This is a genomic window from Tamlana sp. s12, from assembly GCF_016767215.1.
Lineage (GTDB): Bacteria > Bacteroidota > Bacteroidia > Flavobacteriales > Flavobacteriaceae > Pseudotamlana > Pseudotamlana agarivorans.
Window position 1 is genome coordinate 599,860 of the sequence record NZ_CP068547.1, and the last position, 23,894, is coordinate 623,753.

At 33.9% G+C, this 23,894-nt stretch carries 24 protein-coding genes and 1 pseudogene; 17 read left to right on the plus strand and 8 right to left on the minus strand.

Features of this window, described 5'->3' with window-relative positions:
• Positions 1 to 66 precede the first annotated feature (66 nt).
• The 7 genes from JJL45_RS02505 (at position 67) to arsB (ending at position 3,736) form a co-directional block, all read left to right on the plus strand.
• Positions 67 to 396: a YtxH domain-containing protein gene (locus JJL45_RS02505; RefSeq protein WP_068600858.1), complete on the plus strand. Its 330-nt coding sequence runs from the start codon at positions 67 to 69 to the stop codon at positions 394 to 396.
• 6 nt (positions 397 to 402) lie between these two features.
• The gene (locus JJL45_RS02510) at positions 403 to 750 is read left to right on the plus strand and encodes a hypothetical protein (RefSeq protein WP_068600856.1); all 348 of its coding nucleotides are present in this window, start codon (positions 403 to 405) and stop codon (positions 748 to 750) included.
• A 1-nt stretch (position 751) separates the two neighbouring features.
• Entirely contained in the window at positions 752 to 967 is a 216-nt protein-coding gene (locus JJL45_RS02515) for a hypothetical protein (protein WP_068600854.1), read from the plus strand.
• Between the two features lie 210 nt (positions 968 to 1,177).
• Entirely contained in the window at positions 1,178 to 1,510 is a 333-nt protein-coding gene (locus JJL45_RS02520; protein WP_067145283.1) for an ArsR/SmtB family transcription factor, read from the plus strand.
• Between the two features lie 48 nt (positions 1,511 to 1,558).
• Complete coding sequence (locus tag JJL45_RS02525) at positions 1,559 to 2,032, plus strand: DUF6428 family protein (RefSeq protein WP_068600853.1); 474 nt, start codon at positions 1,559 to 1,561, stop codon at positions 2,030 to 2,032.
• A gap of 29 nt (positions 2,033 to 2,061) precedes the next feature.
• On the plus strand, positions 2,062 to 2,679 hold the full coding sequence (locus JJL45_RS02530) for a low molecular weight phosphatase family protein (protein ID WP_068600851.1): 618 nt from the start codon (positions 2,062 to 2,064) through the stop codon (positions 2,677 to 2,679).
• 1 nt (position 2,680) lies between these two features.
• On the plus strand, positions 2,681 to 3,736 hold the full coding sequence (arsB, locus tag JJL45_RS02535) for an ACR3 family arsenite efflux transporter (RefSeq protein ID WP_068600849.1): 1,056 nt from the start codon (positions 2,681 to 2,683) through the stop codon (positions 3,734 to 3,736).
• Positions 3,737 to 3,834: 98 nt separating this feature from the next.
• On the opposite strand, the gene JJL45_RS16210 is transcribed toward arsB, so the two are convergent.
• Positions 3,835 to 3,963, minus strand: a complete 129-nt coding sequence (locus JJL45_RS16210; protein WP_262895024.1) for a hypothetical protein — start codon at positions 3,961 to 3,963, stop codon at positions 3,835 to 3,837.
• A 386-nt stretch (positions 3,964 to 4,349) separates the two neighbouring features.
• Here JJL45_RS16210 and hutH point away from each other — a divergent pair, with 386 nt between their 5' ends.
• The 10 genes from hutH to JJL45_RS02585 all read left to right on the plus strand — a co-directional run bounded on the left by hutH (position 4,350) and on the right by JJL45_RS02585 (position 18,679).
• Positions 4,350 to 5,885 carry a histidine ammonia-lyase gene (hutH, locus tag JJL45_RS02540; protein ID WP_068600847.1) on the plus strand — a complete coding sequence of 512 codons (1,536 nt, stop codon included), beginning with the start codon at positions 4,350 to 4,352 and terminating at the stop codon, positions 5,883 to 5,885.
• 18 nt (positions 5,886 to 5,903) lie between these two features.
• Positions 5,904 to 6,638, plus strand: a complete 735-nt coding sequence (gene fabG / locus JJL45_RS02545) for a 3-oxoacyl-ACP reductase FabG (RefSeq protein ID WP_068600846.1) — start codon at positions 5,904 to 5,906, stop codon at positions 6,636 to 6,638.
• 11 nt (positions 6,639 to 6,649) lie between these two features.
• Positions 6,650 to 7,867, plus strand: a complete 1,218-nt coding sequence (locus JJL45_RS02550) for a beta-ketoacyl-[acyl-carrier-protein] synthase family protein (protein WP_068600844.1) — start codon at positions 6,650 to 6,652, stop codon at positions 7,865 to 7,867.
• 7 nt (positions 7,868 to 7,874) lie between these two features.
• Positions 7,875 to 8,117 carry an acyl carrier protein gene (locus JJL45_RS02555; protein ID WP_067145297.1) on the plus strand — a complete coding sequence of 81 codons (243 nt, stop codon included), beginning with the start codon at positions 7,875 to 7,877 and terminating at the stop codon, positions 8,115 to 8,117.
• Positions 8,118 to 8,421: 304 nt separating this feature from the next.
• Entirely contained in the window at positions 8,422 to 9,618 is a 1,197-nt protein-coding gene (locus tag JJL45_RS02560) for a DUF2062 domain-containing protein (protein ID WP_068600841.1), read from the plus strand.
• On the plus strand, positions 9,611 to 13,291 hold the full coding sequence (locus JJL45_RS02565; RefSeq protein ID WP_068600839.1) for an MMPL family transporter: 3,681 nt from the start codon (positions 9,611 to 9,613) through the stop codon (positions 13,289 to 13,291). The genes JJL45_RS02560 and JJL45_RS02565 overlap by 8 nt, the downstream gene beginning before the upstream one ends.
• Positions 13,292 to 13,293: 2 nt before the next feature.
• On the plus strand, positions 13,294 to 14,838 hold the full coding sequence (locus JJL45_RS02570; protein WP_068600837.1) for a phytoene desaturase family protein: 1,545 nt from the start codon (positions 13,294 to 13,296) through the stop codon (positions 14,836 to 14,838).
• A gap of 4 nt (positions 14,839 to 14,842) precedes the next feature.
• On the plus strand, positions 14,843 to 15,718 hold the full coding sequence (locus JJL45_RS02575; protein ID WP_067145305.1) for a cupin-like domain-containing protein: 876 nt from the start codon (positions 14,843 to 14,845) through the stop codon (positions 15,716 to 15,718).
• A gap of 1 nt (position 15,719) precedes the next feature.
• Positions 15,720 to 17,393, plus strand: coding sequence for a C45 family autoproteolytic acyltransferase/hydolase (locus tag JJL45_RS02580; RefSeq protein ID WP_068600835.1), 1,674 nt, complete (start codon positions 15,720 to 15,722; stop codon positions 17,391 to 17,393).
• Positions 17,390 to 18,679 (plus strand): phenylacetate--CoA ligase family protein, encoded by a 1,290-nt coding sequence (locus JJL45_RS02585; protein ID WP_068600833.1) that lies wholly within the window; start codon positions 17,390 to 17,392, stop codon positions 18,677 to 18,679. The genes JJL45_RS02580 and JJL45_RS02585 overlap by 4 nt, the downstream gene beginning before the upstream one ends.
• Positions 18,680 to 18,842: 163 nt before the next feature.
• Here the strand turns inward: JJL45_RS02585 and JJL45_RS02590 are convergent, their stop codons facing one another.
• The 7 genes and pseudogenes from JJL45_RS02590 to JJL45_RS02615 all read right to left on the minus strand — a co-directional run bounded on the left by JJL45_RS02590 (position 18,843) and on the right by JJL45_RS02615 (position 23,863).
• Positions 18,843 to 19,367: a hypothetical protein gene (locus JJL45_RS02590; protein ID WP_068600831.1), complete on the minus strand. Its 525-nt coding sequence runs from the start codon at positions 19,365 to 19,367 to the stop codon at positions 18,843 to 18,845.
• A gap of 2 nt (positions 19,368 to 19,369) precedes the next feature.
• Positions 19,370 to 19,444 (minus strand): annotated as a pseudogene (locus tag JJL45_RS16295) (hypothetical protein); the annotation flags it as partial.
• A gap of 442 nt (positions 19,445 to 19,886) precedes the next feature.
• On the minus strand, positions 19,887 to 20,615 hold the full coding sequence (locus JJL45_RS02595; protein WP_068600829.1) for a glycosyltransferase family 2 protein: 729 nt from the start codon (positions 20,613 to 20,615) through the stop codon (positions 19,887 to 19,889).
• A gap of 14 nt (positions 20,616 to 20,629) precedes the next feature.
• A complete protein-coding gene (gene hxsC, locus JJL45_RS02600) occupies positions 20,630 to 21,769 on the minus strand; it encodes a His-Xaa-Ser system radical SAM maturase HxsC (protein WP_068600828.1) in 1,140 nt (379 codons plus the stop codon).
• A 2-nt stretch (positions 21,770 to 21,771) separates the two neighbouring features.
• The gene (gene hxsB / locus JJL45_RS02605; protein ID WP_202664227.1) at positions 21,772 to 23,265 is read right to left on the minus strand and encodes a His-Xaa-Ser system radical SAM maturase HxsB; all 1,494 of its coding nucleotides are present in this window, start codon (positions 23,263 to 23,265) and stop codon (positions 21,772 to 21,774) included.
• Positions 23,262 to 23,594, minus strand: a complete 333-nt coding sequence (gene hxsD, locus JJL45_RS02610) for a His-Xaa-Ser system protein HxsD (RefSeq protein WP_082935818.1) — start codon at positions 23,592 to 23,594, stop codon at positions 23,262 to 23,264. The genes hxsB and hxsD overlap by 4 nt, the downstream gene beginning before the upstream one ends.
• Before the next feature lie 2 nt (positions 23,595 to 23,596).
• On the minus strand, positions 23,597 to 23,863 hold the full coding sequence (locus tag JJL45_RS02615; protein WP_068600823.1) for a hypothetical protein: 267 nt from the start codon (positions 23,861 to 23,863) through the stop codon (positions 23,597 to 23,599).
• Positions 23,864 to 23,894: the final 31 nt, after the last annotated feature.

A 23,894-nucleotide genomic window follows, 5' to 3' on the forward strand; every position in this document is an offset into this window, starting at 1 on the left:
TTTCAGAGAATAAATCATTTTGTATATTGTATACTTGTATAGCATTAATAATTAAAAACAAAAATTATGAATGATAATGGTAACACATTTTTAGGACTTCTAGCAGGAACAGCTATTGGTGCAGTTTTAGGAATTTTATTTGCTCCAGATAAAGGCGTAAATACAAGACAACGTATTAGTGACGAAGCAGATACTGCTAAGGATAAATTAACTAATTTAGCGCACGATTTAAAAGAGCAAGCAATAAGCACTGCTTCAACAAAAAAGCAGAGTTTGGACGAGCATGTTGAAGCCCTTGTTACTGATGTTAGTTATAAAGCAGAAGATATTATTTCAACGCTTGAGAAGAAATTAAAAGATCTTAAAGAAAAAAGCAAAAATTTACAAAAATCATAAATACATATGAGTTTAAACGACTCCTTGGCCAACACTAATCAAAAAGCAAAACAAGTTAGTGAGAAGTTTTTTCATACTTCTTATGAGTACTATAAACTCAAGATATTTCAACAATTAACAACCTCCTTTGGTATCGTTTTTAAAACGATATTCATTGGAAGTTTGTTAATTATTGGTTTAACTTTTCTAGCTGTTGCTTTGGCTTTTCTAATTGGTAAATCTTTAGGAAACTACACTCAAGGATTTTTAATTGTAGGCGGAGGATTTGTTTTACTGTCTATAATTGCATTTATGTTAAGAAAATATATGAGCAATTTTATAATCAGTAAACTGTCTGAAAAGTTTTTTAATTAGTATGAAATCATATAAAAATACACAAAGCATAGAGCGCGATTTAAAAATTTTAGATTTAGAACGCAAAATCGCCTTAGAAGAAATAAAAATGCTTAAGCATGATTATACTGAAAGCTTGAATCCTATTAACTGGATACCTGAAAAACTAAGGTGGTTAGCGACTACATACTCAACAAAACTTATTATTAACAAGCTTTTTGGGAATAGAAAATGGTAAAATAATTATCAAAATCAATGAAAAAGCTGCTATTGAAATTATTCAGTAGCAGCTTTTTTGCTTCTATAAATAAAATGCTAACACAGCAATACACCCCTATTTACACACTAATAATCAACACCTTAAAACAAATTCCTTTTAAAAATAAACTAAAAACAGTTCTGATTTCATTTATTTATCGTAATATTGCAATGTACAAATAATAAGATTATGGGATTAGCTAAAACCGAAATGTTTAACGACTTACAAAATGAAATTTCTTTAATTTCAAAAGCCTTTAGTCACCCTGCACGTGTAACCATTTTACAATATCTATTTAAAATAGATAGCTGTGTTTGTGGAGATTTGGTTAACGAAATAGGTTTAGCACAACCCACAATCTCTCAACATTTAAAGGAGTTAAAGCAGCTTGGCTTAATAAAAGGAACTGTTGAAGGCACTAGCGTATGTTACTGTATTAACCACGAAAAATGGGCACAAATGAAAACGGTTATGTCCGAATTTCTAGATCAAGACCTCCCTACTAAACAAGACTGTTGTTAAAAAAATTTAAACGCATCAATCGTAATATTACAATAAAAAAGAATAATTATGACACTATCTGAAGTAAAAAACAAACTCACCACCTTAGACAAAATAGCTTTTGAATTGCCAAATGGTGAATTGGTACCTAGTCATTTTCACGTTACCGAAGTTGGAAAAATAACCAAACATTTTATAGACTGTGGTGGCACGGTACGTCATGAAGAAGTGGCCAATTTTCAATTGTGGAATGCCAACGATTACGATCACAGATTACATCCTGAGAAATTACTAAACATCATAGAGCTATCAGAAAAGGTCCTAGAGCTTGGTGATTTAGAAATTGAAGTTGAATATCAAGGCGCTACTATTGGCAAATACGGATTAGAATTCAATGGCGAACATTTTCTTCTAGTAACAAAGCAAACTGATTGCCTGGCTAAGGACAACTGTGGTATACCTCAAGAAAAGCCAAAAATGAAACTTTCTGAAATTCAAAAACCAACCGCTTCAAGCTGCTCACCAAATAGTGGCTGTTGCTAAATCATAGTTAAAATTTTAAAGAACAAAAAATGAGCCTTTTTAAAAATATTGAAACCACCATTTCAACCTTCAATGTTGAAAATATTTCTCAGGAACGTAAAGAAACCCTACAACCCTTAATCGATTTTATTCAAGCTAAAGTAAATGCTAAACAGGACATACGCATCAACTTTATTTGTACCCATAATTCTCGACGTAGTCATTTGTCGCAAGTATGGGCACAAACGCTTGCTTATCATTTTAATATTGAAAAAGTATTTTGCTATTCTGGAGGAACCGAAGCTACAGCCCTATTTCCAGTTGTAGCAGAAACTCTAAAAAACACAGGATTTGAGATTGAAACCCTATCGGAAAACAAAAACCCAGTGTACAGTATAAAATATACTAATAACGCCCATCCTATAATTGGGTTTTCTAAAAAATTAGACGCCGCTTTTAATCCAACTTCAGAGTTTGCAGCTATAATGACTTGTTCTCAAGCCGACGGTGGTTGTCCGTTTATAGCCGGAGCAGAAAAGCGTATTCCAATTACGTTTGAAGACCCAAAGACTTTTGACGGCACGCCGCAACAAGCTGAAAAATATAACGAAAGAAGCATACAAATCGCTACCGAGTTATACTATGTATACTCACAAATAAACGCATAAGATGGCATCAAATAAAAAATTAAGCTTTTTAGACTCTTACCTGACTCTTTGGATTTTTATAGCCATGGCTATTGGGGTAGGTATCGGATATTTTGTGCCTTCGTTTCCAGAGATCATTGACTCATTTAGCGTTGGAACCACTAATATCCCAATTGCTATTGGACTGATATTAATGATGTATCCGCCTCTAGCCAAAGTGAATTATGCCTTACTTCCTAAGGTTTTTAAAAACACTAAAATCCTATCCATTTCACTCATATTAAACTGGATTGTGGGTCCGGTACTAATGTTTATCCTGGCCATTACCTTTTTAAGGGATTACCCAGAATACATGGTAGGATTGATATTAATAGGTTTAGCACGCTGTATTGCGATGGTTTTGGTATGGAATGATCTTGCTGAAGGTAATGCAGAGTATGGCGCTGGCCTTGTAGCCTTAAACAGCATATTTCAAGTTTTCGCTTATAGCTTTTACACTTGGATATTTATCACCATTTTACCGCCTTATTTTGGTTTTGAAGGTGCTATAGTTGATATTTCCATAGCTACTATAGCTGAAAGCGTGGCTATTTACCTTGGTATTCCGTTTTTATTAGGCATATTAAGTAGACTTATTCTAGTGAAATTAAAGGGCGAGCATTGGTATAATACCAAATTCATTCCAGCCATTTCACCTTTAACACTGATTGCCTTACTCTTTACAATCATAGTTATGTTTTCTCTTAAGGGTGAGTTGATTGTTGAAATTCCAATGGATGTCCTCATCATCGCGGTACCATTACTTATTTATTTTGCCCTCATGTTCATCATTGGATTTTTCTTTACAAAGGCTATGGGTGCCGAATATGACAAAACAGCTGCAGTCGCTTTTACAGCTGCCGGAAATAATTTTGAACTCGCCATAGCAGTAGCCATTGCCGTTTTCGGATTAAACTCCGGTCAAGCTTTTACAGGTGTTATTGGGCCTTTAGTTGAAGTACCAGCCCTTATATTACTCGTGCGCGTGTCTTTTTGGTTACGTAACAAATACTTTGTTAAAAGTTCTCAAAAAGCCTAATTCAAAATATAATTTCAATTATTACATAAAAAAAGCTCTTGAATTAAATTTAAGAGCTTTTTTAATTATTAAATTTTTCTTTTTCTAACTATTGCTTTTTAAAAACCGTTAACAACTAAATTTGTTAGCAACCCTCCCAAACTAAAAACAAACAAAGTCAAGTAGCTATATTTAAACAAATTGTATCCTAAGCTTTCTTCTACGATATCTAATTCTAAAGTATTCATGATAATAAGGTTTTAAATTAATTGCCGAAATCATTAGCAACAACCAATAATTAGTTTTACTAACATTAGGCAACTAAGCGTTAAATGATACTTCAAATTTAAAACCTCTTAGCTGATTTTATGATGACATGCCATGTCATAAGGTGATATTAAAATTTAAAATTTTAGAGAGGTGATTTAAAGCCGGATTCAAACATCATTTTTTCTCATACTAAAATGTGAAAATGCATGCATTTTTATGAAAAAACTAGAATAACCGCGTACTATATTAGAAACTACAAACATCTTCTTATAAAAAACTCATTTATTATTCTAAATTTGCACTCCAAAATAACTACTTTACAAGCCGTTATTAAAACACTTATTTATACACCAAAACGATATAGATGCTAAAACTAGATGGAACTCTTAGGATTGAAGAATTTTATAAAATTATTTTTGAAAACAACCCTTTAGAAATTGATCCCAGTGTATATCAAACCATAGAAAACAGTTTTAACTTTTTAAAGGACTTTTCTCAGAATAAAACCATCTATGGAGTTAATACGGGCTTTGGCCCCATGGCTCAGTACAAAATCAACGATGAAGATCGTATCAAACTTCAATATAATTTAATTAGAAGTCACGCATCTGGAACTGGAAAAGTTATCGATCCGCAATACGTGAAAGCGGCTATGCTAGCCAGATTAAACACCTTGTCTTTAGGACACTCTGGAGTTCATAAATCGGTTATCGAGTTAATGACAGAGCTTATAAACAGAAATATTACACCCTTAATTTATGAGCATGGTGGCGTTGGTGCTAGTGGCGATTTAGTACAGTTAGCCCATTTAGCGCTTGTTTTAATTGGTGAAGGGGAAGTTATATATAAAGGCGAATTCCGTTCGACAAAAGAGGTTTTCGAAATTGAGAATTTAAAGCCTATTTCTGTAGTACTGCGTGAAGGTTTAGCTTTAATGAATGGGACTTCGGTAATGACAGGTATTGGTATTGTAAACACCATTAATACGCGTAGATTACTAAACTGGGGTATTTTATGTGCTTCAGCCATCAATGAGATCATGCAGGCTTATGACGATCATTTATCTTTAGAACTTAATCAAAGTAAAAAACATAAAGGTCAACGTGACATTGCTAAACGCATGCGCGAGCATTTAGAAGATAGTCAACTCACTAGAAAACGTGAGGAATTCCTATACAACAAAAATCCAGATGTTAGGGTTTTTGAAGAAAAAGTACAAGAATATTACTCTATTCGTTGTGTTCCTCAAATTTTAGGTCCTGTTTTAGATACCCTAAATGATGTAGAGCGTATATTGATGGAAGAAGTGAACTCGGCAAACGACAACCCTATTGTAAGTGTTGAAAAGCAGCATGTATATCACGGTGGAAATTTCCATGGCGACTACGTCTCTTTAGAAATGGACAAGCTAAAACTTGTGGTTACCAAAATGAGTATGCTGGCCGAACGTCAACTTAACTATTTATTAAACCCAAACCTGAACAATACACTTCCAGCTTTTGTTAACTTAGGGACTTTAGGGCTCAATTTTGGAATGCAGGGTGTTCAATTTACAGCAACCTCTACAACAGCAGAAAATCAAATGCTTTCAAACCCGATGTATGTGCATAGTATCCCAAATAACAACGATAATCAAGATATTGTTAGTATGGGCACCAATGCGGCACTTATTACCAAAAGGGTTGTAGAAAACGCTTATGAAGTGATGGCCATTGAATTGATAACCATTGTACAGGCTATAGAATATTTAGGTTTTCAAGATAAAATTTCATCTAAGACCAAAAAAGCTTACGATGCTATTAGAAAATTAGTCCCTGTATTTAAGGAGGATGTCGTTATGTATCCTTATGTCAATGAGGTTAAGGCTTTTTTGATGAATCATGAGAATAATATTGTATAATTAAAGCACAATTGGGTAATGACAAAATACGCATTAGTAACAGGAGGATCACGAGGTATTGGAAAAGCCATTTGCATACAATTGGCTAAAGATTCTGATTACCACATCATTATAAATTATAATAGTAATAAAGAAGCCGCTTTAGACACCTTAAAAGCTGTTGAAGAAGCTGGCGGACAAGGCGAATTACTACCTTTTAATGTTTCAAACCTAGAGGAAGTCGGTCAGGCTTTAGACACCTGGCAAGAAGCTCACAAAGATGATATTATTGAAGTAATTGTAAACAACGCAGGAATCACGAAAGATGGTTTATTCATGTGGATGAAACCTGAAGATTGGAGCGATGTTATAAACACCAGTCTTAACGGATTCTTTAATGTAACCAACCACCTTATTCAAAAGTTGCTGGTTAACAAATATGGTCGTATCATTAACTTGGTTTCTGTTTCTGGACTAAAAGGAACTCCAGGACAAACCAATTATTCGGCTGCAAAAGGCGCTGTAATTTCGGCAACAAAAGCCTTGGCACAAGAAATTGCCAAAAGAAATATTACGGTAAACGCTGTAGCTCCTGGGTTTATTAAAACTGATATGACAGGAGACTTAAATGAAAAGGAACTAAAAAAATTAGTACCAGCAAACCGTTTTGGAGACCCTGAGGAGGTTGCACATCTTGTATCATTTTTAGCTTCCAAAAAAGCTTCTTATATTACCGGAGAAGTTATCAATATTAATGGTGGCATTTATTCCTAAATAATCAAAAAATGAGAAGAGTTGTAATTACGGGCATGGGCATTTATTCCTGCATTGGCAAAAATTTAGATGAAGTCAAACAGTCCTTGTATAACGGAACTTCGGGAATTATTTTTGATGACAAAAGAAAACCATTCGGATTTCGCTCTTGCTTAACAGGAATGGTTGATACCCCCGATTTAAAAAAACAACTTAGCAGAAGACAGCGTATTAGTTTAGGTGAAGAAGGTGCTTATGCCTATGTAGCCACCATGGAAGCCCTAGAAAATGCAAAAATAACGCAAGACTATATAAACTCTCATGAAGTAGGTATTCTGTATGGTAATGATAGCACCGCAAAATCTATTGTAGAATCTACAGATGTTATTCGTGAAAAGAAAGACACGAATTTGGTTGGTTCAGGAGCCATTTTTAAAGGAATGAACTCCTCTATCACTATGAATTTGGCAACCATATTTAAATTAACAGGCATCAATTTTACGGTAAGTGCTGCTTGTGCCAGTGGCTCTCATGCTATTGGAATGGCCTATCAGCTTATAAAAAGCGAACTTCAAGATTGTATTATTTGTGGTGGCGCTCAAGAAATAAACGAACTTGCCATGGGAAGTTTTGATGGTTTAGGTGTTTTTTCTGTGCAAACAGACACGCCTGGAAAAGCCTCAAGACCTTTTGATAAAAACCGTGACGGTTTAGTGCCCAGTGGTGGTGGCGCTACTTTAATTGTAGAAAGTTACGAGTCGGCGGTAAAACGTGGCGCTCCTATTTTAGCAGAAATTGTTGGTTATGGTTTTTCATCTAACGGCGAACATATTTCGACACCTAATGTGGAAGGTCCGTCGCGCGCCATGAAAAAAGCCATTGAACAGGCGAATATACCAACCAACCAAATTGACTACGTTAATGCACACGCAACCTCTACTCCTATTGGTGATAGCAATGAAGCTAAAGCTATATTTGATGTTTTTGGAGAAAATGGGCCGCATGTAAGTTCTACCAAATCGATGACTGGCCATGAATGTTGGATGGCAGGAGCCAGTGAAGTGATCTATTCCATGCTGATGATGCAAAATTCATTTATTGCACCAAATATCAATTTGGAAAACCCCGACGAAGATGCAAGCAAATTAAATTTAGTAAGCAAAACGCTAGATAAAAAAATTGATGTATTTTTGTCCAATTCTTTTGGATTTGGAGGAACAAATTCAGCATTAATAATAAAAAAATTATAAGACAGAGATGGAAAAAGAAGTTATTATTGAAAAAATAAACAACTTTCTTGTTGATGAGTTTGAAGTGGAATCGGAAGATATCGAGCCAGGAGCAAATTTAAAAGAAACACTAGAACTTGATAGCTTAGATTTTGTTGATTTAGTAGTGGCTATCGAATCAAATTTTGGTGTAAAATTAGTAAGTGATGATTTTATAAATGTAACAACACTTCAAGATTTTTACGATCTTATTGAAAACAAATTAAAGTAAAGGCTTTAAATAAACACCATAACAAAAAGCATCTATTCATTCAATAGGTGCTTTTTTGTTTTGAGATACTTCTCTTTTAATCACAACACCTTCTTTGGCCATACTAAACGCCTTCAATATCTTACTTTACTATTAAAATAAGCATGCTTTAATAAGCTTTGAAATCGAAGATTAACTAAGTTTACCAAGTTTATGCCGATAATCATTTTCATGATTATGTCTACGAAATACAAAGCATATTTTAAGTTATAGTATATTTGTAAAAAATACCCATTTGATTATACCAATCAAATGCCAACCAACAATGAAAGAGACTGTAGCACAAACTAACCCAAATGAATTGCCGTGTTGCGTTATTATACCAACCTATAATAACCAAAAAACATTGCAGAAGGTCATTGATGGGGTTTTAGAACACACCAACCATATTATTATCGTAAACGACGGCGCTACCGATAATACTCCAAATATTATTAAGCAGTACCCGAATTTAAACCAAATTCACTTTCCAGAAAACAAAGGTAAAGGTCAAGCGTTGCGAGCCGGTTTCAAAGAAGCCTTACGTTTAGGCTACGATTATGCCATCACTATTGATTCTGACGGGCAACATTTCCCAGAAGACATTCCTGTTTTTTTAGACACTTTAAAAGCAAGTGAAAACAAAAACCTGCTGTTAATTGGTTCCCGTAACATGAACCAAGAAGGTGTTCCGAAGAAAAGCAGTTTCGGGAATAAATTTTCAAACTTTTGGTATAAGTTAGAAACAGGAATTGAGTTACAAGACACCCAATCGGGCTTCCGCCTTTATCCAATTGGCCATTTGAAAAACTTGAAATTTTATACCTCAAAATTCGAATTTGAAATTGAAATTATTGTAAGGGCTGCGTGGAAAGGCACTGTGGTAAAAAACATACCTATAAATATTTTATATGATGAGGCAGAACGTGTATCGCATTTTCGCCCTTTTAAAGATTTTACGCGCATCAGCATCTTAAACACATGGTTTGTGATACTCACCTTTCTGTATATCAAACCCAGAGATTTCTTCAGAAAATTAAAAAAAAAAGGGATTAAACGCTTCGTTATTGAAGACTTTATCAGTCAGAACGACTCTCCTAAAAAAAAGGCCTTATCACTAACTTTAGGCGTGTTCATCGGACTAACACCTCTATGGGGACTACATTCGGCTTTGGTAATTTTTTTATCGGTAATTTTCAAACTGAATAAGGCCATTGCCTTTACCTTTTCCAATGTAAGCTTACCGCCTTTCATCCCTTTTATTGTGTTTGTGAGTTTTGTATTAGGAAATTTCATTTTAGGCCAAAACGAAACTTTTAATCTTAATGAAATCACTTTAAATATTGAAGTCTTAAAACACATTAAAACATATATAGTAGGAAGTTTCAGTTTAGCTACAATTGCGGCTATTATTGTTGGACCTTTAAGTTATTTGCTTTTTTCTGGATTTCAAAAGAAAAAAGAATCGGTAGTTAATGCATAAGCTGTTTTACAACATATATACCTACATTCATGCTAGAAAAGCATTAGGTTTCGGGCTATTAATCGTATTATTTTCTGCTTTAATTTACACCGCTTCAAAAATTGAATTTGAAGAAGACATAAGCAAACTCATTCCAACCACTGAAGCCAATTCCGATTTACACAAGGTTTTAGACCAAGTTAATTTTACCGATAAAATTATCGTTCACATTAGCAAAACGCCAGAAGCTCCGGTAGATGAACTCACTCAATATGCATCGCAGTTTATAGATAGTGTTACTAAAAATTCGGAACCCTATATTAAAAACATTCAAGGTCAGTTTGACAATGCCGACATGCAAAATACCATCGATTTTGTTTACAACAACCTGCCGTTGTTTTTAGACGAGAACGACTATACGCTTTTAGCACAAAAAATAAATGAAGACAGCATAAAGGCTGCTACCATTCAAAATTATAAAACCTTAATTTCACCTTCGGGTTTTATTGCCAAGGATTTAATTTTAAAGGATCCCTTAGGCCTTTCCCTTACCGCCTTAAAAAAGTTACAGGATTTAAGCTTTGGCGGCGATTTCACCTTACAAAATGGTTTTTTAGTCAGTGAAGATCAATCACACATTTTATTATTTATCACACCGGTTTTAGACGCAAACGAAACCTCAAAAAACACCTTGTTTGCAGAAAATTTATATCAAACCAATAGCGAATTAAATGAGGCTTTTAAGGGCCAAGTGCAGAGCGAGTATTTTGGAGGACTTTTAATTGCTGTTGCCAATGCCAACCAAATTAAAAAAGATATCCAGCTAACCATTGGTATAGCCCTAACGGTATTGCTGCTTATTTTCATCATATTTTACAGGAAACTGAGTGTGCCTATCATACTATTTGTGCCCACTATTTTTGGAGGCTTATTGGCCATTGTGTTACTGTTTCTCATCCGTGAAAAAATTTCGGCCATTTCCTTAGGTATTGGTTCTGTGCTTTTAGGTGTGACTTTAGATTATTCATTACATATCCTAACACATCTTAGAAACAAAAATGATGTAAAAAACCTCTATACAGAGATTTCCAAACCCATTTTAATGAGCAGCTTAACCACGGCTTTAGCCTTTTTATGTCTGCTTTTTATCAACTCTCAAGCCTTGCAAGATTTAGGCATTTTTGCTGCCATTAGTGTTTTAGGATCGTCGGTTTTTGCATTATTATTTATTCCGCATGTCTATCGAGAATCGGCTACCAAATCGAATAGAAATACCTTATTGGATAAAATCGCTTCCTATAACCTACACAAAAAAAAGTGGGCCGTAATCACCGTAATATTACTGTGTATAGCAAGCCTTTTCACCTACAATACGGTGAAGTTCAACAACGACCTCACCCAGCTTAATTATCAGCCTAAGCATTTAAAAGCTTCAGAAGTCCGTTTAGACAAACTCATTAACAGCAGTTCCAAATCACTGTATATTGCCGCTTATGGCACTTCCGAAGAAAACACTTTACAAGTCAACGAAGCCGTTTTAAACGAACTGGAGGATTTAAAAAACAGTAAGGACCTCATCAACTACAGCTCGTTAAGCACCTTAGTGCATTCGGAAAAACAACAACAAAAGCAAATTGCCCGTTGGAATGCCTTTTGGGATGATCAAACCATTAACAGCACCAAAAGTGATCTTATTGAAAGCGGTAATGCCTTAGGGTTTAAACCTTCAACATTTCAAGCCTTCTATAATCTATTACATAAAGATTTCAAACCATTAAAGAGCTCCGATTATAAAACTTTAAAAGCATTTTCTGTAGATGATTATTTAGCCACAGAAGACCATTTCACAACCATTACAACTTTAGTGAAGGTGAAAGATGACACTCCGGTTTTAAACCGCTTCAAAAACCAAGAGCACATTGTTATTATAGACAGAAGGCAAATGAATGAAAGCCTTTTAGGACATCTTAAAAGTGATTTTAATAAACTTATAGGCTATTCACTTATCGTGATTTTAATCATTTTATTGGTATCATACAAAAGCTTTTCATTAACCTTAGTAACTGCTATTCCCATTTGTTTAACTTGGTTATTAACCATTGGGATTATGGGCTTTTTTAATATTGAATTTAATATTTTCAATATCATCATATCAACCTTTATTTTTGGCTTAGGCATAGATTATTGCATTTTTATAACCAATGGCTTGCTTCAGGAATGTCGCACGGGGGTCAAAGCATTGCCCACGCATAAAACTTCTATTTTACTTTCGGTAATCACGACTATTTTAGGTGTTGGGGTTTTAATATTCGCCAAACATCCTGCCTTACACTCCATTTCATTGGTTTGTTTAATAGGTATTTTGTCTGCCCTGCTTGTGGCGTTCACCATACAACCTATTTTGTTTAAACTGTTTATTGGTGGCCCTAATAAACGACCTGTTTCTTTAAGGGTATTGGTACATTCTATACTATCGTTCACTTACTTTGGATTAGGAGGGTTTTTGCTCTCACTTTTTAGTGTGACAGTTATGAAAATTATCCCTTTACCTAAAGAACCCAAGATGAACTGGTTTCATAAATGCATTTCAAAATTTATGAAATCGGTATTAGACTCCAATCCATTTCTTATCAAAACCATTAGTAACGAACCCAGAGAAGATTTCAAAAAACCAGGTATCATTATCGCCAATCACAGTTCGTTTTTGGACATTTTGGCTATTGGTAAATTGCATCCTAAAATTATATTTTTAGTAAACGATTGGGTTTACAACTCGCCCATTTTTGGAAAAGCCGTAAAGTTAGCCGGTTTTTACCCCGTATCGAATGGTATAGACAACGGTCTTGATCATTTAAAAGAAAAAGTAGATCAAGGCTACACTCTAATGGCTTTCCCCGAAGGAACACGCTCTACAACTCATAAAATTAAACGCTTTCATAAAGGTGCTTTTTATCTTGCTCAAGAATTCAATTTAGATATTATCCCTGTGCTTATTCATGGTAACTCGGAAATTATACCTAAAGGTGAATCGGTTATTCGTGATGGCCAACTTGATCTTAAAATATTAGATCGCATCCCAGCAAATAACAACCCGTTTGGAAATAACTATTCACAACATGCCAAACAAATTGGGGCCTATTTTAGAAGTGAGTTCAATACATTTAGGAAAGAAAAAGAAGGGCCAACCTACTTTCATAAAATGCTTTTAGACGATTATCGTTATAAAGGACAGGCACTTTATAAAAAAGTGCGTTTAGACTTAAAAACACATCAAAACGATTACTACGAGATTTTAAATCGTGTAGAACTAAAGACCTCGATTGCGCATATTACAAACGATGCAGCACAACTAAGCCTTCTATTAGCCATACATTCGGGAGATCGAAAGATCTTTTCCTATATTGAAAATGCTAAAACTAGGTGTATTATTCAAAATAGTTATATCACCAAAACACGTCAAATAACCTGTACAAATAGCATGGAAGCCTTGGTGGAATATCAAGCAAAAGTTTTAATTTTAAACTCTAGTCAAATAACTCATGAAAATATGCTGAAACCTTTTCTTAATAATCTAAATCAGATTATTCTATTGAACAGCAGTAGGCATCTAGAGACACCTAAATTAATTGGTTTAGGATTTCAAACGAGCTATCAAAATGAAAACATTAAAGTTTTAACTAACACAGCCATTTAAGAATGAAATCACATTACGATGTTGTCATTATAGGAAGTGGACTAGGCGGTTTAGTCTCGGCCAATATTTTAGCTAAAGAAGGCTATAGTGTTTGTGTTTTAGAGAAAAACAACCAATACGGAGGCAATTTACAAACCTTTGTTAGAGACAAAACCATTTTCGATACTGGCGTACATTATATAGGTGGTTTAAGTGAAGGTCAAAACTTATATCAGTATTTTAATTATCTAGGCATTATGGATGAATTAAAGCTGAAGAAATTAGATGAAGATGCTTTTGATGTGGTGTCCTTTGGCGACGATAACACCGAATACAAACACGCTCAAGGTTATGAAAAGTTTATTCAACAAATGGTCTCTCAGTTTCCAGACGAAGAAAAGGCCATTATAGCCTACTGTGATAAACTGAAAGAATTTTGCGGTAAATTCCCTTTATACCGCTTAAAACACGGAAAACCATATTACAAAAACTCTGATATTTTTAGTTTAAAAGCTAAAGATTTCATCGACTCTTTAACAACCAATGAATCTTTACGTGCCGTGCTGGCAGGCACCAATTTTTTATACGCAGGAGATCCAGACCGCACACCTTTTTATGTGCATGCTTTAACGGTAAACTCGTATATAGAAAGTGCTTACAGGTGTATAAATGGGGGCAGCCAAATCTCTAAACTTTTAATTAGAAGACTTAAAGAAAATCATGGCGAAGCCTATAAACATCAAGAAGTAGTAAAGTTTGGTTATAAGGACAAAAAAATAACGTCGGTATTCACCAAAAAAGGTGATGAAATTAAAGGTGATGTATTTATTTCTAATATCGAACCTAAATTAACCATTCAACTGGTTGGAGAAGATAAGTTCCGAAAAGTATACTCTAATAGAATTAAAAACATTGAAAGCATTATTGCTGGTTTTAGCTTATATATCGTCTTGAAACCAAATTCTTTTAAATATCATAATCGGAATTACTACCATTTTAAAAACCGAGAAAAGGTTTGGACTAGCCAGGATTACACAAGCGATAGTTGGCCTGAAGGTTATATGGTATCGATGGGGATAGGCAAAAACACAGCCGAATACGGCGACAGCCTCACGGTTTTAACTTATATGCGTTACGAAGAAGTTAAACCTTGGGAAAACACGGTTAACACGGTTGTTAACAAAAATGAAAGAGGCCAAACCTACGAAGAATTTAAAGCCGAAAAAGCCGAAATCCTCATTAAAGAGTTAGAGAAAAAATTTCCAAACATTAGAGATTGTATAGAAGAGATCTATACCTCTACCCCACTATCATATCGTGATTATATTGGTTCTAATAACGGTTCGATGTATGGCTATGTAAAAGATGCCAACAGCCCACTAAAATCGTTTGTATCGCCACGTACTAAAATACAAAACCTCCTATTAACGGGTCAAAGTTTAAATATGCATGGCATATTAGGCGTTACTATAGGGGCTGTGCTCACAAGCTCTGAAATTGTTGGTATGGACCCCATATTAAACAAAATACGTAAAGCAAATAATATAGAAGATAACACGGAAAATTAAAGGCATGGGAAAATTTAAAACAACCCCTATTACGAGAGTTAAAAGTATTAGTAAGGCAGATTTTATTGAACACTACTACAAACCTCAACGCCCCGTATTAATTGAAAATCTTACTGCCGATTGGCCTGCTTATGAGAAATGGAGCTTGGACTATATCCAAGAACGTGCGGGAGATCAAGTGGTGCCGCTTTACAACAACAAACCTGCAAAAGGCAAACAAAGCGTTTATGCCCCTGTGAAGGAAATTAAATTAAAGGAGTACATCGAAATCTTAAAAACAGAACCTACCGATTTACGTATTTTCTTTTATAATATTTTAGACAGCATGCCCGAATTACTAAAGGATTTTAAATATCCCGACATCGGACTAAAATTCTTTAAACGCTTGCCGGCATTATTTTTTGGAGGCGGTAAATCAAAAGTTTTTATGCACTACGATATTGATTTACCAGATAGTATGCACTTTCATTTTCATGGCAATAAAAGTGTTACCCTTTTTTCGCAAGAACAATCTAAATATCTATATCAAGTGCCATTTTCCATTCATAATATTGACAAAATTGATATGGACAACCCAGATTTTACAACCTATCCGGCACTACAATACGCTGAAGGTATTCAAGCCGATATGAAACATGGCGATGCGCTTTATATGCCCAGTGGTTATTGGCACTACATCAAATACCTTGATGGCGGATTTTCAATGACATTAAGAGCCTTACCTAAACGTCCAAAAAAGTTTGCAACCATGCTTTATAACGTTTTTATAATGCGTCATTTCGACAATTTGATGCGTCGTTTTTACGGACAAAAATGGTTGGACTATAAAGAAAAGCTCAGTATCAAAAAAGCCGAAAAAATCTTAAAAAAACAGGCCTAATATGAATAACAAATTTGGGATTACATATAAGATTTTATGCTTGGCTTGTATCATATTGGTTTTAGTATCCTGTGGTGTATCTAGCTCGTTGCAGGATGTTCCCTATGTTAGCGATTATAACGATTCCATTCCTAAACGTATTGAAATAAATGACTCTTCCTTTGTTTTAGGAAATAATACTTTAAACAAAAACAAACAAGGCTTATGGGAGCTTTATGTTGAAGGCGACCCCTACGAAAGAGGACTAATAACAGGAAGCCTTACCAGAGAATTGTTTCAAAATCAAGAGCGATATTTCCTTTCTAAAATAGAAGACTTAGTCCCTTCTGAAACCAATCAAAAATTCTTGCAACGATTTGTAGCTTGGTACAACCGTAAAATGTATTTACATGTTAATAACGAATATAAATCTGAAATTTACGGGCTTTCGAAATACGCCATAAACGATCGCACACCTTTTGCCTCACCCTATTTAAGAGGTCTTTATTTTCATGCTGCTCACGATGTTGGTCATGCCCTACAAGATCTCGCTTTGGTTGGTTGTTCCTCATTTGCAGCTTGGGGCGACAAAACAGAAGACGGCAACCTCATTATAGGTAGAAATTTCGACTTTTATGCCGGCGACGACTTTGCCAAAGACAAAATTATCACCTTTATAAACCCCACAACAGGTTATAAATTCATGTCCATTTCTTGGGGTGGTATGATAGGTGTCGTTTCAGGCATGAATGAGCACGGGCTTACCGTAACCATAAACGCCGGAAAATCGAAAGTACCATTAATCGCCAAAACTCCAATTTCTATAGTAAACCGAGAGATATTACAATACGCCACAAACATAGAAGAGGCCATTGCCATAGCTAAAAAACGAGAGGTTTTCGTGTCAGAATCCATTTTTGTAGGTAGCGCGATCGATAATAAAGCCATTGTTATAGAGGTTTCTCCCGATAATTTCGGCGTTTATGAAGTCCCTAATAGCAATCAAATTATTTGTTCTAACCATTTTCAAAGTGACGCTTACGCGGAAGACAAAATAAACCAAAAACACTTGGTTGAAAGTCATTCGTTGTACCGCTACCAACGTATGGAAGAACTTTTAAATGCTGAAGATAAAATAACCCCACAAAAAGCGGTGGCCATTTTAAGAAACAAAGAAGGTCTAAACGGAAAAGCTATAGGCTACGGAAACGAAAAGGCCCTTAACCAACTTCTTGCCCATCATGGCGTGGTTTTTAAACCCAAAGAAAGACTGGTTTGGGTATCGTCTAATCCTTATCAATTAGGTGAATTTGTTGCTTATAATTTAAACGATGTATTTAGTCACCCTGAAAAACAAGGCTATGCCATTGCCAGTTTAAACATTGAAAAAGATCCGTTTCAATATACCGAAGCTTATAAAAATTACGAACGCTTTAGAGTCCTAAAAGCACAGGTTTTAAAAGCCATTAATAATAAGGACACTTTAGATTTTTCGGTGCTTCATGAATTAGAATCGGCTAACCCAGACTTTTGGGAAGCACATTATATTGTAGGACTTTATTATTATAAAAACGATTTTGATATGGCCGCATTACAGGCCTTCGAAAAGGCCAAAACCAAGGAAGTCACTACGGTTCCCGACCTTGAAAACATGAATAGCTATATCAAAAAATTAAACAGAAAATTAGGTTTATGATTCCAGAAATAGAAAAAGCCTCTACCGCCACCATCAAAGCATACCAAGAGGCTGAATTAAAAAAACTGCTTCAGTATTTAAATACACATTCAAGCTATTATAAACGTCTGTTTAAATCAGAAAACATAAACCTGAACAGCATCAATACGCTAGAAGATTTAGTTCAAATTCCAACCACAACTAAGGAAGATCTTCAGCGTTATAACGACGATTTTATTTGCGTACCAAGACATGATATTATCGATTATGTGACTACCTCGGGCACCCTTGGCGAACCTGTTACCTTTGCTTTAACCGATAACGACCTCAAGCGTTTGGCGCATAATGAAGCTATTTCTTTTGCTTGTGCAGGCGTAAAAAAAGCCGATGTTATTCAACTCATGACCACCATAGACCGCCGCTTTATGGCTGGACTAGCTTATTTTTTAGGCGCTCGCGAACTAGGAGCGGGCATTATTCGTGTGGGCAATGGAATTCCTGAACTGCAATGGGATTCTATTAAAAAATTTAAACCCACCTACATTATTGCGGTACCATCATTCTTACTAAAGCTCATTGAATATGCCGAGCAGCATAACATCGATTTGAATAACTCTGGTGTAAAGGGAGCCATTTGCATAGGCGAGTCGCTTCGAGAGCAAGACTTTTCATTAAATATTTTATCCAAGAAAATAAAAGACAAATGGGATATTGATTTGTTTTCTACTTACGCTTCTACAGAAATGAATACCGCTTTTACCGAGTGTGAAGCACAACAAGGAGGCCACCATCATCCAGAATTAATCATTATCGAAATTCTAGACGAAAACAATGCACCAGTTGCGGCTGGTGAACCTGGAGAACTTACTATTAGCACTTTGGGCGTGGAAGGCATGCCTTTACTACGCTTTAAAACAGGTGATATTGTAACGGCACATACCGAAGCCTGCTCCTGCGGCAGAAACACCACGAGGCTAGGTCCTGTGATAGGCAGAAAAAAACAAATGATAAAATATAAGGGCACCACACTGTATCCGCCAGCCATGCACAATATATTAAACGATTTTAATGCCATTGATTCTTATGTTATCGAGATTTCACACAACAACATAGGCACCGATGAAATCCTGCTTAAAATCGCTACAAACAATGCTACAGAAGAATTTCTACAAAAAATAAAAGACCATTTTAGAGCCAAACTTCGCGTGCTTCCTAAAATCGAATTTTGTGATAAAAAAGAACTTCAGAAACTGCAATTCCCTAAAATGAGTAGAAAACCTGTTTTGGTGATTGATAGGCGGGAGTAGGTGAAATGAATGGAAGGTATTAACAAATGGCCTACCATGGCCATTCATAGATTAATATAAAATTATATAAATAACTACCATTTAATTACATTGAACTAGAATTTATGATTATCTGATATATCATCATTTTCAGACTTTTATGTTCGACCTTGTTTATCCCAAATTAAAAGTCTACTTCATCATCATCCTTATATTTTAAGTCTATAAATATCTCCATGAATTCTATTAGACCTTTAAAGTCATTGCTGTCAACATATACCCTATAACCTAGTAGACTTTCTCTTACTACCAATAAATGAACTGGATTTGAATCATAGCCTTGATGTTCAAATAAAAAGAAAAAACATGCTTCACCAACTTTGTCGTTTTCTTCCAACCATTTTGCAACTAACTTTTCATCATGACTTATCGTATGATATTTAATTAATTCTTGCTTAGCATAATTTTCACTTTTACGATAATTTGAAAGTTTATCTAACGCTTCAAACAATTCTAAAAATTTAAACTCATCATGTTTAGTTTTACATGAACAGTGTTGTATTATGCGATGCAAACAATCTGGATTAGGACAATACCAATACCCTTTTAAATTTTTATAATGTGTTTCATGTTTTAACAACCACCATTCAACTTTGTCTATTGAATAAATTCCATGGGATTGTAAACTTTTAAATTCTTCTAAGATCAATTTTATTTTTGGTTTTTATGGAAAAAGCTAATGTAATCATCTTTTGCAATAATCAAATGGTCTAATAGTTTTACATCTAATTATTCCCCACATTTCTTAATTTTTAGTTAATTCCTTGCCACTCCAGTTTGGTTTGAAGCTTTATAATGGATGGTTAGCCTTGAATACAGCAATTACAAAGTGATTTTAAGTCTACAATTGTGCCCCAAGCGCCAGCCTTAATAAGCAGAAAACTTTTAAAATTTAATTTTGGATAAATAGAGTGGTTGTTTTTCCTAAAGTATTATAAAGCTTTTAGGCAGGACATGGCATGATGAATTTGGAAGGCTATAAATATATAATTTTAAAAATTTTTAAATACCTCGAACATCCCTAATGAAATTGCTGAACAAAATTGAGAAACAACTATTTATTTTATCTTCTTTTTAGTTTCGAAGGCTTAAAGAAGAAAATAAAGAATAACTCCTTGAACTATTCCATCCCAATAAATTAATTTTAAAACACTGTAGTTCAATAAATTTACCTATTAAAAATAGCAGAATTTATTAACTTCATTTTATTCAATCTGTATAGGAATGAGGTAACTATTACACCATAAGCATATCTAACACCTTTTGCAAAACCAATTGAAGAAGCTTCTCTGAAAAAGTTAGTAGGACATGATATTTCGGCTAAATTATAATTAGAATAAAGTATTTGGCAAACTACTTGATTATCAAACAGAAAATCATCAGAATTATAATTATAGTTTATACCACAAAGAGCCTTTCTAGAGTAAGCTCGATATCCTGTATGGTATTCAGACAGATTTTGGTTAATTATAATATTTTGTCCTAGTGTCAAAATCTTATTAAGAATAAATTTATAAGTCGGCATACCTCCTTTTAATGCTTGTTTCCCCAACATTCGAGAACCAAAAACAACATCATAGATACCTGTTTGAATCATTGAAACCATAGCCGGAATTAATTTAGGAGTATATTGATAATCAGGATGCAACATAATTACAATAGTAGCCCCCAATTTTAAAGCGAGATTATAGCAAGTTTTTTGATTTCCTCCATAACCCTTATTGATATCATGTCGATATATATGATTAATCCCTAGTCTCTTCGCTAATTCTATAGTATCATCCGAACTACAATCATCAACTAAAATCACATCATCAACAACATCAAAAGGTATTTCATTATAAGTTTTTTCTAAGGTCTGATGTGCGTTATAAGCAGGTAGTACAACAATAATCATAATTTTAAATTATGCTATAAAAAAACAGGAACAGTGTCAAATGCTTTAATTTGATTACTACGTTTACTTTCAGCAGATTTGAAGAAGCCTCCACATTGTACTTTAACAGCACATTTTTCACATTCATCAAAATATATGTTTTTCCAATCAGAAATCGATTTTACGGCAAATTCCCATAACGTAAATGGTAATAAACACAATGGTGTATTATATATTGAAACATTAATTTTTTTAGAAGCCAAATACAAAACAGCCTTTTCAAGTGGAATAATATATTCACTCGGTTCAATCCATAATTTATCCAAATTTGCTTTTGTAAATCCCATAATTTCTAAGCCCATGAAAGCTACATGATCGACAAATGGTAAATTTTTATAAATAAATTTTGAATAATTTTCTAATCTTGATATTGTAATTTCATGTAAGACCATTCTTAATTCAACTCGAATTCCATATCTTTTTAAATTTGAAATTCCCATTAAAGTTTGATAATAGGCATCCTTTGATTGTACAACGTAATCATGAATTTGATAATAATCACTATAAAGTGGAATGCCAAACATGATTCTAGGGTGATTTACTTCCGAAATTTTTTGAGCCAAAGCATTTATTGCAAATGATCTTCCATTTGTTAGGACGTGTATTTCAGTTTGAGGTAATTCGTTTTTTAGTATTGATAGTAATTCAATGAATAAATCTCCTAAAATAGTAGGTTCACCTCCAGTAATTCCTAATTCTTTACAGCTCTTAGGAATTAACGGTATTAATTTTTTATGAATATTATGATGATGCATTATATCATCAATATCTTTAGGTGGTTGGGAACACATTAAGCAATTACTATTACATCTTTCAGTTACAAACAGTGAATTTTGCCTTGAATTAACCCTATAAAGAGTGCGAATGTTTCCTCTTTTGTCTATAGAAACAATATCATCTTCTGACAAATGATCTAGTGTTTTAACATAAATTTGCTTCGAACAAGTCAATTGCTCCTCTCTTGTTGTTATAGCAATAGAATCTCCATTATAATCACTAAAATCGTCAATTAGTAGGCAATAGGAGCTATCATTTAATTTATTTCTATACCTAGTTACTTTTAATACTAAAATTTCATTAACATTCTTTGGAGTTCCCTTAATATGTAATTTCATAATTATTTCAACCAGTTTTCAAAAATTTTCTTTACTTCAGTATCAGAATCCATTAATTCAAAAACATATCTTATAATTTCCATATTTTTTTGACAGAAACTACTGTTAGGTCTATAACCGTAGACATCCCCTTGGGTAGCCCAGTTATGCACAGGGTCAGCACCACAGTATTGTTGAAATGCACAATCAGCACAGCCAGCTATGGTTTCATTTGCCCATATTTGTGCAATTCTTTGAGATTTATTCCCATAGAATATTTCATCGTAGGTACTATCATCTAAATTTCCAAGTCTAAATGAATGGTCATTTTCCTCTGCAAGCATTCTACTTTCATCTGTAGCATAAACGCCACCATCATAATTGAACACAATCACACCATTAATTAGTCCGGCTGGAGATTGCAAATCAACAAAAGAGACATTGAAAGGAGTGAGTACTTTAGTTAATATAAGCCTTGTGAATTCTTCTATAAATAATACTCCTGTTTTATTTATTTCTAGGATTCTATTTAAGGCTACCTTATAAAAATCTAAAAAATCTTGTGTATTATATTTATTCTTTTCTGTCCTTAATGCAAAACCATAAGGACTAATATTTCTTAAAAAGATGCCGTTAAAACCTCTATTTAAATATTCATCAACAATTTCTATCGGATATTTTAAGGAATGGCTTGTTGTAGTCATTAACGCAGAAATAGAATCTTCACCCAATATCTTTCGCGTCAACTCAATTCCCTTTATAGCCAAATCATAACTACTGGCATGGGGTTTAGTTCTGTTAGTATCATGAACATGTTTAGGTCCATCCAAAGAAGCTGATACTAAGACCGAATTTTCTTTACACCAAAATAAAATTTCTTCAGTAATTAAAGCAAGGTTCGTGCAAATAACATAATTGATTTCTTTACCAAACTTTAAAGCTTCTGCTTGAGCTTTTTTTACTCCATACTTAATATTTTCAAAAGCTAAAAGAGCTTCCCCTCCTTGAAATTCCATTGTCAAATATTTATTAGGAGACCTCATCATAATGTCGATACCTTTATCTATATGAGATATACTCATATCAAATTTATCTTTGTTTTGAGTGACTCTTGATACTTGACAATAACTACAAGTATGTTCGCATCTAAGTGAGATTACAAAAATATGTAGAGCAGTGAATGAATCTAAAAATAATTTTTTAGTTCTATACCTATTTGATAATAGGTCTATATTTGGAGAGTAAACTTCTTCTGATATAAAAAAATTACTTATTAAATCTTCATACAATGACTTGTCGTCATATTTATTAATTTTTCTGTTTACAATTTTTTCAAAGGTACCATTATCTACCATCAAAAAATCACCAACCTCATTTACTAGAACTTCCCTCTCATCATTTATTCTGTGAAAATTAAAAGGCATTAAATAATAATGCCCCTTTGATTGATCATAATAATCAAAATCTTGAAATTCACGAAAGGCTTTTCTTCTTTTAACTATTTCAGCATCCATCATATAAACTTTATTCCTAATGGATCCATCATATCCCCTTTAGGTTCTTCATCATATTCACCGTTTGAAAAGGCCTTAGCTATAATTAATTCCCTGATTGGGGTAGTTTCATTTTTTACTATTTGACGTAGATTAAAATCTAACAAATCTTTATTTAAGACTTTCTTAAAGTTATCGTCTAATTCTTTATTTACAGAAGTTATTTTAATAAAAAAATAGTCTTCTCTATAATCCATACTTATATCGTAATCATCTGAATACCAATACAAACATTTCGAAATACCTTCTTTAGAGTATATCTTACTGGATAGTTTTAATTCAATAGTACTCATTACTAATATCTACTAGAATAGTGTGAACTGTGAGATCTATGTGAACTGTGAGATCTATGTGAAGAATGGAATGAAGCTTGACTATTTTCCGTATTTTCAAAGTTAACTTTAAGAACCAACTGAGGTTTTCTAACTTTATTAGATTCAGAAATATTATTACTAGAATTTAGTTCACTTAAATTCTCGATAGCAGCAAAAGAATCTGTAGAACTAATGGCTGCAATTGAACTAGCTATTATGGCTGTTATTTTTTTTGATAATTTACTCATAGATTTAGCGCGTTAAATTATATTTGCAAAT